The following is a 12,486-nucleotide window of genomic DNA, read 5'->3' on the forward strand; positions in this document are numbered from 1 at the left end:
TTCGCTACTGATAGTATATACTTTTTAACAAGAAATCGCTCACATCAAACACTCCCTATTACGGTCATATTTAGTTACTTAATCATATTTTTTCCCATACTTCTTTTCAAGCATTTTCTTAACTAGATATGGCATCTTGACATTCTCTCGACCTTTTTTAGCAATCAATTTTTTGACGAAATCAGGCATCTGAATATCTTCTTCCTCTTCTAAAATCTGTCCTATGTTTGAAGGAGCTTCCAACTCATCAAAAGTCTCTAGTTGAGGATGATAGTAACGATAGTCACCGTCTATATGAGACTGAATGGTTGAAAGAAGGGCTTTAATCAAACGAGTATCGCTATTTGGCATAGGAGGACGGTGATAGGTCACACCAAGCTCATGACAAAGCTCCTTACACTCCACATCATTATCAAAAAGAACCTCAATATGCTCACTAATAAAAGCTATCGGGACAAAAATATAGTGGTCAGGGTGCTCCTTCTCATCATGAAGGTATTCTAAGACATCAGGTTTAATCCAAGGGATACCAATATCACTTTCACTCTGCCATGTATTGTTATACTGGTCTTCTTCAAGGCCTAAAATTTCCACAATCAAGCGAGTATTGTCATAAATCTGATCTATATAAGGATCACCAAAATCAAGGGCCAAAACTGGGACACTATGAGCTGAAAAAATCACCTTATAGCTGTCATCTCTAATTTGATCTAAAATATTTCGAATCTCATCAGCCCAATAGTAGAGTAGGTCGTGTTCACGGTACCAGTCCTTGATAATTTGAAACCTAATCTGCTCACTTTCTAAAAATTTCTCATATCCCATGACAGAATAGTAAGAATAATGAGGCTCTAAAATCAAGCACAAACATTCTTCAATTCCGTCATTCTCCATCTCTTTGATTACATCAGTGATAAAAGGGCGGGAAAATTTATTAGCAAAGTATACTGATGCGTGTTCTCCAAGAGCAGAAGCAACCAGATCCACTTCTTCTCTAGTTATCCTTTGAAGTGGAGTTCCGCCAATTCGTACGTAATTGTCATATAAAGTCTGAATTTCATGTGGTTCAGGACGAACACCACGTCGGATATTCGTGAAAAATTCCGCTACTCCTTCATAGGTAATCTCTTCTGGTGACCCAAAGGTCATCATCAACACAGCTCTCTTACTCATAAATACTCCTTGTTTCACGTTTATTCTATTTTAGCATGAAAAGGCTTACTTTAGGGAACTTAGTATCAAAATAACTCTTAAAGGTAGACTTTAAGAGTTTAAAAACAAACCTTAATGATGGTTTTGCTGCTCACTTTCTGCTTCCAGCTCTTCGATATTTCGCTTGTGGGCGCGGTGAGTTGCTAGGTCTTCATCCACTTCGATGGTGACATTTTGAAAGCCACAGTCTTTAAGCAAGGTGCGGATAGACTCTTTACAGACCTCCATATGCTTGACATGCTCCAGACAAACATGGACAATAGCATTCTTCTCTAAGCCGTCCATGGTCCAGAGATTGAGCTGATTGATACTAGCGACATTGTCCAATTCAGCCAAATCCGTCTTTATCTTCTGGATGTTCACCCCTTCTGGTACAGCATCCAGGAAAATCTTGAGCGTGCTCCAAAAACGTGGAATGGCTTTTGATAGAATAAAGAAGGAAATGGCAAGGGACAGGAGCGGATCCAGGATATACCAGTCAGTAAATCGGAGAACAATGGCCATCAAGATGACGGCCAACCAACCCAAGGTGTCTTCCAAAAAGTGCAGGCTGAGAATGGATTCATTCTTGGTTTGCCCCTTGCGAATGACCAGACTCGCCAGCACATTGACACTGATGGCAATGATTCCAAGCCAGAGAAGACCTTCTTCATTGACGGGTTGTGGGTGGAAAAGCTTGCTTACATTTTCTAAAATCACCATGCCAGACCCTGTCATCAGAATCACAGCGGTCACCATGGCACCTAAAAGGCTAAAACGCTTGTAGCCCAAGGTGTAATGGCTGTCTTCTTTCCGATTGGAAATGCTCTCTAGAAAAGCTGAGATGCCAATGGCGATTGCATCTCCAAAGTCATGGACCGAATCAGCGAGAACTGCACTAGAACCAAAAATTCCACCCGCAATAAATTCAACAATGGCAAAGCTTAGATTTAATAAAAAAGCCAACCAAACCGCATATTTTGTCTTCATTATATTACTTCCTTTGTTATAATAGATTCATGAACATCATGTTCATTATCTATTATCCAATACTATCAACAGAAAGGATAGGGGCAAACCGTTCGCTGTGTACGTTACTGAACAGTTTGTTCATAGTGTCCATATGACTGCACAAGATCGTCGCATTACCAAGACTAGAAAAGCTATCTATCAAGCTTTCTTGCACTTACTTAACCAAAACGATTATGAGGCCATCACCGTTCAGGAGATTATTGACCTGGCTGATGTAGGGCGTTCGACCTTTTACAGCCATTATGAGAGCAAAGAGTTACTACTGGATGAGCTCTGCCAAAAGCTCTTTCACCATTTGTTTGAGCGCGCTCAATACCTCTCTCCACAAGACTACTTGGCCCATATATTTCAGCATTTCAAGAAAAATCAAGACCATGTAACCAGTCTCTTGCTTTCAAAAAACGATTATTTTATCCGGCAGCTGCGAAAAGAACTGGAACATGACGTCTATCCAATGGTAGCCGACGAACTGATTCAATCACACCCCAACATTCCTCACTCCTATCTCAAGCATCTGGTCGTCAGCCATTTCATTGAAACCCTCAGCTGGTGGTTGAAAAAAGGCAAGTCCTATAGCGAGCAGGAAGTTGTCCAGTTTTATTTGGAGATACTGAAAGTTGGTTCAAACTAGAAAGAAGTTTTTTTATGACCCTCACTCAATTTTATTTTCTCTTTCCAGCCTTATTCATGCTTCACGAACTTGAGGAAATCATATGGATGCCCTCCTTTGTCAAAAAACTATCAGCACAGTTTCCAGATATTCGATTCCTTTCTTATTACACTCCTTTTACTTTCAATGCCATTGTCTTGGAGCAGTTTCTGATCCTGCTTCTATCACTTTTTCTTAGCTACCAGTTTAGCAACTATACTATTTACGCAACCATTGTAATTGCTTATATCTACCATATTTTCGGACATCTGATTCAGACAATTGTCCTTCGAAAATATGTTCCTGGCTTGTTAACGGGCATTTTTACGAGCTTGTTCTCCATCGCATTTCTAAAAATTGAAATTTCAGTCAAACTCTATGGTTACTCTTTTTTGACTTTACTGGTTATCGTTTTAAATCTTCTAGTATCATTTATGATTCTTAATAAAATCAGTCATAAAAAATAGCACTCAGACAATCATATCTTAGAAAGGAAACATCTATGTCGCTTTATCTCATCTTTAGCATCATCACAGTCTTCTTAGCCCTTGATTTTGTCCTGATTCATCTTGCTGCAGCTGTATCAGCTATTCTAAAAGGCAAAAAAGTTTAGGAACTGGATTTATCATAATTGGTGCCATTCTTGGTATCTTAGCCCTTCTCCATGTTATGGTTAATCGTACCTTAGCATTTTATATATGGCTATTTGCTAGCTCGACAATTTGCGGGGGCGCCCTCCTGAATGGTCAAAATAACAAAAATTTCAACAAATCACACCACCAAATTCGTTTTGTGATTGACTTGATTATTACTTTTTTGCTATATGTTTGGCTCTATCTATTCCAATAACATGTAATTCTCATTTCTATAATACAATACAAAAAGGCCTAGAGTACCAATCTAGGTCTTTTTAAGGATTTAGGTAAACGTACATTACTATCTTTATTCTAAATGTGATAAGCATCGTCACTAGCTTCTACATAAGAGAAATAAACTCAAAAAGAGGACCCTACTGGATCCTCTTATTAATTGATAAACATAAGTACTAAGCTTTCTTAGCTGCCTTACTCCATTGGTACCAACCAACGAGACTGTTGATAAGGTAAATGAAACCAAAGGTTAACCACCAAAGTATACTAATTGATAGGTACTTGGTCCATCCAACCGTATCCAATTTACGAGCAACAAATTCCTGCTGTTCTTTTTTGAATTGGGCTTGATAAATCCAAACCAAGAGACCAATCGGCTGCATGATGGTGAAATAGAGAGTTGTCAAAACCTCACCGTAGAAGCCTTTTTGAAGGGCAAGCACAAGATAAATGACGGAATTGATCAAACCAAAGAGATAGTTACTGGCACGACCTTCAGCTTCTCAAAGAGCAGAAAAAAGGTTAGTAAGGCTTGAGAGATGAATCATTTTAAAGGCAAACAATTCCAACAAGACGTCATCATTGTCGCTGTTGGTTATTACCTACGTTACAATCTGAGCTATCGTGAAGTTCAGGAATTGCTTTATGACCGTGGAATAAATGTTTGTCACACTACGATTTATCGGTGGGTTCAAGAATACAGTATAATCCTCTATCATCTCTGGAAAAAGAAAAATAAACAGTCCTTCTATTCGTGGAAAATGGATGAAACCTATATCAAAATTAAGGGGCGTTGGCATTATCTCTATCGAGCGATTGATGCGGACGGTTTAACATTGGATATCTGGTTACAAAAGAAACGAGATACTCAGGCGGCGTATGCTTTCTTAAAGCGACTCCATAAACAATTTGGACAACCTAGAGTCATCGTAACAGATAAAGCACCCCCTATAGGATCTGCATTTAGAAAGTTACAGAGAAACGGATTATACACCAAAACAGAAAATCGAACTGTGAAGTATCTGAACAATTTAATAGAACAAGATCATAGGCCAATTAAGCGACGGAATAAATTTTATCGAAGTCTCCGGACTGCCTCATCCACGATTAAGGGGATGGAGACCATTCGAGGAATATATAAAAAGAACCGAAGAAATGGTATATGATTATGACCATGAAACAAAGTAAAATCAAACCGAGTGATCTGAGGAAGCACCCGATGATCATGAAACGTTATTAAACACAAAAGTCACCCATGTGAGTTCTTGCCAGAAGCTGAAGTTAATCCTTCAACCTGGAAAACCCGCAGAGGTGACTTTTTCTATACATCTCGATTTTTCTGGCAATAATCATTAACCGATAAATATGTCTGTGAATCACCCAGCGACTCCGCTATGTCCATAATCCGCGGTGGTAGTAATCCCACTCGCTGGACAAGTTCGTGATCGCTGAACAATTCCCGTGGACTGCCGGCGAAGCCAAACTTCCCGTGTTCCATAACATACACCGACTCAAACTCGGCGGCGACCCAATCCATGTCATGGGTGATGGTCACAACTTGGTGGCCCGAATCAGCCAACTGATGGAAAATTGCGGTCAACTTGCGCCGGCTTTCCCAATCAAGCGACATCATCGGCTCATCAAATAAATAAATCGCCGGATCCACTGCCAAAACTGTGGCAACGCTCAACAGCTTGCGTTCCGACAATGACAGGTCATATGGACTTTCAGCTGTTTTATCATCCAAGCCAACTCTTTTTAGAGCAGCTAAAGCCCGCCTCGTAATCGTGTCGTGGTCATCCATGACCTGCGCGACACTCCACTCCACCTCTCGTTGAACGGTCGGGTTGAAAAGCTGATCGTCAGGATTCTGAAAAGTAATCCCAACCTTCAGTAACTTTTCGACTGGTTTAAGATCATTAAAATTTTCTCCATCGATCTTAATCACACCGGTTTGTGGTGTCAGCAAGCCCGTCAACAATTTGAAGAGCGTTGATTTGCCGGCACCATTTTGGCCGACAATCGCCACCATCGGATCGGCGAAGTGTTTGTCTTCAACATCCAAGCTAAAGGACCGTTCCGGATAAGTGAACGTCAGGTGGTTCAGTTCAATTGTGGGCATAAAAAACCTCCTTCAGTTCAGCGTCATTCACCGGATACCGGCCATCAGCCAAGTGCCAATCCATTTTTTGAGCAAGTTGCTGGATTGTCGGGGCTGGAATCTGCCAGTCAGCTGCCAAATGATTAAACACCTCACCCGGCCTGCCCTGGGCTACCATTTGACCCTCGTGCAGCACCCACACAACGTCGGCGACTTCGCACAAATCGTCAATTTCACTGGTGACAATGAAGACAGTCGTCTCTTTGACTTGGGCCAGCCATTGGAAAAATTGTCGGCGGCCAAGGGGATCCATCTGACTGGTCGGATCATCCATAATCAAAACAGCCGGGTTAGCCGCAATCGCCGTGGCAATTGCCAACCGCTGGCTCTGACCACCGGAAAGGCTCTCGGGACGCAAATTCAGCTGTTCAATCAGCCCCATTTGCGTGGCAACTTCTTCAACCCGTTTTTGAATCAGTCCTTCAGCCATTCCCTGATTAATCAAGTCAAAGGCGATTTCATCGGCAACCGTGTCTGCCAACCCGCTTAGTTGGCCAGCTGGATTTTGCAGTACAACTCCATTCATGGCATTATAAACGGGCCAATTGTCGGACACTCGCTGGCCAAACATGTGCCAGTCGCCCTCAATCTCAGCAGACATAATTTTGGGAATGACCCCTGCTAGCACATGGCACAAAGTCGATTTGCCGGAGTGGCTATTCCCGATAATCCCAACCACCTGGCCGGTATGAACCTCCGCGTTAATCTGACGCAGTTGTGGTTGCTCAGTACCCGGATAACGGGTAGTCAAATTTTCAATTACAATCCGTTTATCTTCGTCCATATCTTCCACCCAATCAATAAAATTGCCAATCCAGTCAGACCAATGTGCAGCGTCCGCGACAGGCGATACACGCGCTGGGAGGTTCTGACAGTCCGGTTGAGATTATCAAAACCTCTCAGTTGGAGAGAAATCGACCGCGTCATCGATTGATCCAAGGTCTTAATCACCAATGGAATTAGAACCGGCAGGACTGACTTTAATTTCTGAATCAACGTTTTTTGCGGATTGGTTCCGCGAACTTTTTGAGCCTGCTGGATTTTCCGCATATTTCGCATCATTTCCGGTAAAATATAACACACCGACATCAGAACGTAGACGGTTTTATAAGACAATCCGGACATTTCCAAATAGGCCGCGTTTTCTGAAATACTCGTGGTCACCATAAAAAAGCCACTGGTCAAAATAATCACCAATACTCGACAACCCAGAGTGGTGGCGTAAATCAGGCCTTCTTTGTAGAACGACACCCCAAGCACAGAAAACAGCACAGTTTGATTCCGACTGTAAAATAACCCTTGGATGATCAGCATGGTGCAAATCAGAAACAGGCTGAATCCCAGCGCCTTAAAGATGGTAGAACTCAATTTGGAAAATAACAATAGCAATGTTGCGACAAGAATTAATCCGGCCTGAAGCAATAAATTCATACTGGTAAAGCTCAACAACGTCATGTCCAAGATGAACAAGAGCTTAGTAATCGGATCGATCACCTGGTACCACTTGAGCTTGACCCGTGGCGCTCCAGAAATCAATGTTTGATCAGTCATCATTTATCACCACTAAAGAAGTGCACCATCCGCTTCGGCAGCTGACGATAGATGAAGAATGCCAGGTAGGCCACGCAGACTTTATCCAAAATATCCAAGACAAACTCATCGGTAAATGAGGCCAGCCACACTGGTGCATGATTGGCGACCATTACCGCAAACAATGAGTCACCCCAAGCGATACCGGTCTGACCACCCCAAAAGATGACGTTGAGTGGCGTTGAAATGACAGCTGAAACGAAGGCAATAATAATAGCAGAAACAAATACTCGTCGCGCTGACGAGAACCACCCATTGGCGTGCAAAACTCCGACAGCAATCCCAATTCCGATGCTGGTAATCGCATACACGGTTGAAATTGGCGATAAGGTAAGCCCATAGATCACGTTGTTGATGAAACCACTGATGGCACCGGCAACCGGCCCAGCCAACATGCTGGCAAGAAAGGTTCCCAAAGACCCCAGCCAAACGGGTAACTTTAACCCCTCCGCCAAGGCTTTGGCAACATAGTTAATCCCCACGGCAGCGGGAATCAAAGTCATGGTGGCAGCACTTAACTTAAATTTCCACATACTGGTACGATGAATCGGTTCTGTTTTCATAATCTTCTCCTTTTGTTTTTAAAGAGCCGTGTCAGGAATGACTTTCGGACGCAACGCTCTATATAATAGTTATTAGAACCATATAGTCACTTTACCATACCATCCGTAGTCGACATGAGTTAATATAGTAAAATTACTATTTTTAAAAGTTCATAGTCTTATAATACGCTTATTTTCAAAATTGTCAAGTCTTTTCTGAAAATTCTTCAAAAAAATTTGGAAAATTTAAAATGCCTAGCTCAGCTAGACATCTTTTGTTTCTATAATGACTTTAATCGTTATTGCTTATACTTCCTTTTTTAACAAGACAACATCTAGTCTGTCACATAAATCTCGCCACGGCTATAGAGGGCAGCTTTTCCTGCAAGGTAAATCCTGTCTCCTTCAAGACGACAAATAAGATGACCACTTCTCTTAGAGGCTTGATAAGCTCTAAATTCTGCTTGTCCTAACTTTTTAGCCCATAATGGAATGACATGACAATGCCCAGAACCACAAACTGGATCCTCCATGACTGATATTTTTGGTGCAAAACTACGTGTAACGGTATCATAGTTTTTACCTTTAGCTGTGATATTTAGGAGTAAGCCATCTAATGCTTTAACTTTATCGAAATCTGGAGTCGCAGCAATAACATCATTTTCATGAGGGAGGATACACACTAGATCTCTTCCAAGCCACGCTTCAAGAGGACGGACACCGATTGCTTCTTCCATCTCACTTGTTACTGGAACTTGGTGCATCGAGTAAACTGGGAAATTCAGCTCATATAAGTCCCCTCTTTTGGTTACCAAAAGCTCCCCACTCTGAGTTGTAAAGGTTAGACTATCAACATCCACTTCTATAAATTGAAAGAGAACGAAGGCAGTTGCTAAAGTAGCATGACCACACAAATCGATTTCTCCACCGGGAGTAAACCAACGTAAATCGTAATAGCCGTTCTTTTTAACAGTAAAAGCTGCCTCAGAGAGATTGTTTTCCTTGGCAATATTCTGTAAGGTATTATCCGACAACCATTCGTCCAGAAGACAAACAGCAGCCGGGTTTCCTTTAAAAACAGTATCTGTAAAAGCATCAACGATAAATTGTGAAATCGTATATTGACTAATTGGCATGAAGGGCTCCTTAATTTGTTATCTTTATTATATCTGAAAATAGGATAGAAAACAGACAAATAGTAACTAGAAAAGTTAATTGAAAAAGTTACTTTTTGTGCAAATTTTTCATTATTTCTTGATAACACCTTCTTTTACCAAGAAATCATGTGCGACTTGGGCAGCCGGTTTACCTTCTACTCCCACTTGGTAGTTCATCTGGCTCATTTGCTCTGCTGTGATTTTACCAGCTAACTTGTTTAGAATGCCTTCCAATTCTGGATGTTTCTTAAGAAGAGCTTCTTTCATGAGGGGAGCTCCTTGATAAGGTGGGAAGAGTTGTTTGTCATCCTCTAGGGTCACAAGGTCATAGCGAGCAAGCTCGGCATCCGTTGAGTAGGCATCTGTTATCTGGATTTCACCAGACTGGATCGCCTGGTAGCGAAGGGCTGGCTCCATGGTGGAGACTTGTAGATTAAGACCATAGACTTTCTGCAAGCCCTTGTTCCCATCCTCTCGATCATTAAACTCTAGCGTAAATCCCGCCTTGAGTTGTCCTTCCACCTTTTTCAAATCTGAAATGGTCTTAAGTCCATACTCTTTGGCAATTTTCTTAGGCACCGCGACAGCATAGGTATTCTGATAAGCCATGGGTTTGAGCAAGGCCAGGTTGTCTTGTTTCTTGATCCCATCTCGAGCCGCTTGATAGACTGCTTCTGGATCATGGTCGACTTGCGGCGCCGGCTTGAGGAGACTTTCGGTCACGGTCCCTGTAAACTCTGGATAGATCTCAATATCCCCTTTTTTCAGAGCTTCATAGAGGAAAGTGGTCTTGCCAAAATTTGGTTTAACAGTCACTGTCATGTCCGTGTTTTCTTCGATCAAAATCTTGTACATATTGGCTAGAATTTCCGGTTCAGGACCCAACTTCCCAGCGATGACCAGATTTTCTTTTTCAGGTTTAGGAAGAAGACTTGGCGTATAAGATACTCCCAATCCGATAACCATTACCGCAAAAGCTACAAAGATGGTCCGCAATTTGGCCTTTTCCATCCATTTGAGAAGAAGGTTAAAGGCGATGGCTAAGAAGGCTGAAGACAGGGCACCGATCAAAATCAGACTGGCATTATTGCGGTCAATCCCCAGAAGGATAAAGGAACCGAGTCCCCCAGCTCCAATCAAAGCAGCTAGAGTAGCCGTCCCGATAATCATCACAGCTGCTGTCCGAATCCCAGACATGATGACGGGCATGGCCAAGGGAATCTCAAACTTCTTCAAGCGCTCCCACTTGGTCATCCCAAAGGCGATTCCCGCTTCTTCAAGGCTTGGGTCAATCCCTTGTAAACCGGTGATGGTATTTTGAAGGATGGGGAAAATAGCATAGATGACGAGAGCTGTCAAGGCCGGAAGTGTTCCAATTCCCATGATGGGAATGAAGAGCCCCAAAAGGGCCATGGAAGGAATGGTCTGGAAGATCCCAGCTACCTGTAAAACCCAGTTGCTGGCTCTCTTACGTGTACTTAAATAAATAGCCAGAGGGACCGCTAGAAAAATAGCAAGGAGCAAGGTCAGTAACGACAGTTGCAAGTGTTGGCCAAGGGCTGTGAGCCAGTCTCCAAAACGCTCTTGAAAGGTTGTAAGTAGTTTAGACATGGTGAGCACCTCCAAACAAATCTGCCACAAAGTCGTTGGCTGGTTGGGCTAGAATGGTATCAGAATCCGCCACCTGCACAATCTCTCCTTCTTGCAACACTGCAATCCGGTCCCCTAATTTTAAGGCTTCGTCTGTGTCATGGGTCACGAAAATAGTCGTCATACCAAATTCTTTGTGCAAGCCTTTGGTGAGAGCCTGTAGCTGTTTGCGAGAAATGGCATCCAAGGCTGAAAAGGGCTCGTCCATCAATAGAATCTTTGGTTCTCCAATGATGGCACGCACAATTCCAATCCGTTGTTGCTCCCCACCAGATAACTCACTTGGCTTGCGATTTGCATACTCTGCAGCAGGCAGACCTACCTTGTCCAAGAGTTCTTCTGTTTTAGAGGCTATTTGGCTTTTAGTCCACCCTTTCATCTCTGGAATTAAAGCAATATTCTCAGCGACAGTTAGATTTGGAAAGAGAGCAATGGCCTGCAAAACATAACCAGTAGAAAGACGTAACTCTCGCTCATCATAGTCCTTGATGCGTTTTCCGTCCATATAAATATTGCCATCTGTCGGCTCCAAAAGACGATTGATCATCTTGAGCATGGTGGTTTTTCCAGATCCTGAAGGTCCCACAAGGACCATAAATTCTCCATCTTCAATACGGAGATTGACATCTTTTAAAATATCTGTATCCGTGTAGCGCAGGACTACATTTTTATATTCAATCATATTATTCCTCAATTTTCACAATTACTTTCCCGAAGGACTGGCTACTTTCAAGATAGGTGTGCGCTTCTTGTATCTCTTCTAGCCTATAAACCTTCTCAGGCCGGACATCCACTTGATACAATTCCACAAAATCGATCAACTCTTGGAGCTTTTCATTTGAAACATTCCCCGAATAAAAGGTCGTTAAATAAACATTCTTCGACAATTCAACAATTGGATCAAAATCAGCCAAGGTCCACTGGCCACCTAATTGACCACAAGAGCAGATAATTCCTCCTTCACTTAAGTGATGGATACTATCTTTGATATGGCGAGGTCCCACTAGATCTAGAATTTTTGTGAAAGACTCCTCACTTTGCAAGACGCCATCCTTCTCCAAAATCACCTGATCAAATCCGACCGCCTTCAATTGGTCTTCCTTAGCTAAATTTCGGCTAGTTCCTACCAAGTGAATCTCAGGAAATTTTCCTTTAAGCAGTCTAGCAAAGGCAATTCCTACACCACTAGTTGCCCCGCGAACTAACACGCAATCTTTCTCCTCAATTTTGAGATTAAGAAAAGAGCCAAAAGCTGTGTAATAGGTCTCAGGAAGGGCAATCAAGCTTTCCAAATCAAGTTCTGTCTTGATTGGATAAATTTGCTCATTTGGGAGAAGTGTATACTCTGCATAACCTCCATCAAAAGCTCGCCCCATCTCCCCCATAATAGAAATGATTTGCTGTCCAAACTTCAAATCCGGTCGTGTCGTTTCTTCCACAAGACCGACACATTCAATCCCCAAAACTCGTGGAAATTGAACTGACGTCGATAGCCCCTGACGGGTAAAAATTTCACTGTGATTGATACCAAATCCTTGAATTTTCACCAAGGTCCAACCGGCCTTCAAAATTGGTTTTTGTCGTTCGACAACTTCTAATACCTCTGGTCCACCTGGACTGCTCACAACAACTGCTTTCATAAGGT

At 42.4% G+C, this 12,486-nt stretch carries 13 protein-coding genes and 1 pseudogene; 3 read left to right on the plus strand and 11 right to left on the minus strand.

Annotated features, from left to right (window positions below; genetic code table 11):
- Positions 1-78 precede the first annotated feature (78 nt).
- Both hemH and H7T98_RS08485 read right to left on the minus strand, forming a co-directional pair.
- Entirely contained in the window at positions 79-1,173 is a 1,095-nt protein-coding gene (gene hemH, locus H7T98_RS08480; protein ID WP_073689356.1) for a ferrochelatase, read from the minus strand.
- 111 nt (positions 1,174-1,284) lie between these two features.
- Positions 1,285-2,181, minus strand: a complete 897-nt coding sequence (locus H7T98_RS08485; protein ID WP_073689357.1) for a cation diffusion facilitator family transporter — start codon at positions 2,179-2,181, stop codon at positions 1,285-1,287.
- Between the two features lie 133 nt (positions 2,182-2,314).
- Here H7T98_RS08485 and H7T98_RS08490 point away from each other — a divergent pair, with 133 nt between their 5' ends.
- Entirely contained in the window at positions 2,315-2,854 is a 540-nt protein-coding gene (locus tag H7T98_RS08490) for a TetR/AcrR family transcriptional regulator (protein WP_155197869.1), read from the plus strand.
- A gap of 14 nt (positions 2,855-2,868) precedes the next feature.
- Entirely contained in the window at positions 2,869-3,339 is a 471-nt protein-coding gene (locus H7T98_RS08495; protein WP_073689359.1) for an HXXEE domain-containing protein, read from the plus strand.
- 578 nt (positions 3,340-3,917) lie between these two features.
- On the opposite strand, the pseudogene pnuC reads toward H7T98_RS08495, so the two are convergent.
- Positions 3,918-4,241 (minus strand): annotated as a pseudogene (gene pnuC / locus H7T98_RS08505) (nicotinamide riboside transporter PnuC); the annotation flags it as partial.
- A 39-nt stretch (positions 4,242-4,280) separates the two neighbouring features.
- Between pnuC and H7T98_RS08510 the strand changes: the two are divergent.
- A complete protein-coding gene (locus tag H7T98_RS08510) occupies positions 4,281-4,907 on the plus strand; it encodes an IS6 family transposase (RefSeq protein ID WP_049554290.1) in 627 nt (208 codons plus the stop codon).
- Positions 4,908-5,062: 155 nt separating this feature from the next.
- On the opposite strand, the gene H7T98_RS08515 is transcribed toward H7T98_RS08510, so the two are convergent.
- The 8 genes from H7T98_RS08515 to H7T98_RS08550 all read right to left on the minus strand — a co-directional run bounded on the left by H7T98_RS08515 (position 5,063) and on the right by H7T98_RS08550 (position 12,481).
- A complete protein-coding gene (locus tag H7T98_RS08515; RefSeq protein ID WP_049527185.1) occupies positions 5,063-5,863 on the minus strand; it encodes an energy-coupling factor ABC transporter ATP-binding protein in 801 nt (266 codons plus the stop codon).
- Positions 5,850-6,686 carry an ABC transporter ATP-binding protein gene (locus H7T98_RS08520; RefSeq protein WP_201042868.1) on the minus strand — a complete coding sequence of 279 codons (837 nt, stop codon included), beginning with the start codon at positions 6,684-6,686 and terminating at the stop codon, positions 5,850-5,852. Before H7T98_RS08520 ends, H7T98_RS08515 begins: the two co-directional genes overlap by 14 nt.
- Positions 6,662-7,453, minus strand: a complete 792-nt coding sequence (locus H7T98_RS08525; protein ID WP_002885125.1) for an energy-coupling factor transporter transmembrane component T — start codon at positions 7,451-7,453, stop codon at positions 6,662-6,664. Before H7T98_RS08525 ends, H7T98_RS08520 begins: the two co-directional genes overlap by 25 nt.
- Positions 7,453-8,055 carry a membrane protein gene (locus H7T98_RS08530; RefSeq protein WP_002884905.1) on the minus strand — a complete coding sequence of 201 codons (603 nt, stop codon included), beginning with the start codon at positions 8,053-8,055 and terminating at the stop codon, positions 7,453-7,455. The genes H7T98_RS08525 and H7T98_RS08530 overlap by 1 nt, the downstream gene beginning before the upstream one ends.
- 314 nt (positions 8,056-8,369) lie before the next feature.
- Entirely contained in the window at positions 8,370-9,170 is an 801-nt protein-coding gene (locus H7T98_RS08535) for a PhzF family phenazine biosynthesis protein (RefSeq protein ID WP_155213091.1), read from the minus strand.
- 111 nt (positions 9,171-9,281) lie between these two features.
- A complete protein-coding gene (locus H7T98_RS08540) occupies positions 9,282-10,802 on the minus strand; it encodes an ABC transporter permease/substrate-binding protein (RefSeq protein ID WP_201061669.1) in 1,521 nt (506 codons plus the stop codon).
- The gene (locus H7T98_RS08545) at positions 10,795-11,523 is read right to left on the minus strand and encodes an ABC transporter ATP-binding protein (RefSeq protein ID WP_201061671.1); all 729 of its coding nucleotides are present in this window, start codon (positions 11,521-11,523) and stop codon (positions 10,795-10,797) included. The genes H7T98_RS08540 and H7T98_RS08545 overlap by 8 nt, the downstream gene beginning before the upstream one ends.
- Position 11,524: 1 nt before the next feature.
- The gene (locus H7T98_RS08550; protein WP_201061673.1) at positions 11,525-12,481 is read right to left on the minus strand and encodes a zinc-binding dehydrogenase; all 957 of its coding nucleotides are present in this window, start codon (positions 12,479-12,481) and stop codon (positions 11,525-11,527) included.
- Positions 12,482-12,486 lie beyond the last annotated feature (5 nt).

This window comes from Streptococcus sp. 23.2 (genome assembly GCF_016648665.1).
In the GTDB taxonomy this organism is placed as follows: domain Bacteria; phylum Bacillota; class Bacilli; order Lactobacillales; family Streptococcaceae; genus Streptococcus; species Streptococcus salivarius_E.

What these genes read in the sequence shown, in the direction of transcription:
- H7T98_RS08510 (WP_049554290.1), top strand. Translation starts at nt 4,281, where the DNA reads ATGAATCATTTTAAAGGCAAACAATTCCAACAAGACGTCATCATTGTC.
- H7T98_RS08515 (WP_049527185.1), bottom strand. Translation starts at nt 5,863, where the DNA reads ATGCCCACAATTGAACTGAACCACCTGACGTTCACTTATCCGGAACGG.
- H7T98_RS08525 (WP_002885125.1), bottom strand. Translation starts at nt 7,453, where the DNA reads ATGACTGATCAAACATTGATTTCTGGAGCGCCACGGGTCAAGCTCAAG.
- H7T98_RS08540 (WP_201061669.1), bottom strand. Translation starts at nt 10,802, where the DNA reads ATGTCTAAACTACTTACAACCTTTCAAGAGCGTTTTGGAGACTGGCTC.
- H7T98_RS08490 (WP_155197869.1), top strand. Translation starts at nt 2,315, where the DNA reads ATGACTGCACAAGATCGTCGCATTACCAAGACTAGAAAAGCTATCTAT.
- H7T98_RS08530 (WP_002884905.1), bottom strand. Translation starts at nt 8,055, where the DNA reads ATGAAAACAGAACCGATTCATCGTACCAGTATGTGGAAATTTAAGTTA.
- H7T98_RS08520 (WP_201042868.1), bottom strand. Translation starts at nt 6,686, where the DNA reads ATGGACGAAGATAAACGGATTGTAATTGAAAATTTGACTACCCGTTAT.
- H7T98_RS08495 (WP_073689359.1), top strand. Translation starts at nt 2,869, where the DNA reads ATGACCCTCACTCAATTTTATTTTCTCTTTCCAGCCTTATTCATGCTT.
- H7T98_RS08535 (WP_155213091.1), bottom strand. Translation starts at nt 9,170, where the DNA reads ATGCCAATTAGTCAATATACGATTTCACAATTTATCGTTGATGCTTTT.
- H7T98_RS08485 (WP_073689357.1), bottom strand. Translation starts at nt 2,181, where the DNA reads ATGAAGACAAAATATGCGGTTTGGTTGGCTTTTTTATTAAATCTAAGC.
- H7T98_RS08550 (WP_201061673.1), bottom strand. Translation starts at nt 12,481, where the DNA reads ATGAAAGCAGTTGTTGTGAGCAGTCCAGGTGGACCAGAGGTATTAGAA.
- H7T98_RS08545 (WP_201061671.1), bottom strand. Translation starts at nt 11,523, where the DNA reads ATGATTGAATATAAAAATGTAGTCCTGCGCTACACGGATACAGATATT.
- hemH (WP_073689356.1), bottom strand. Translation starts at nt 1,173, where the DNA reads ATGAGTAAGAGAGCTGTGTTGATGATGACCTTTGGGTCACCAGAAGAG.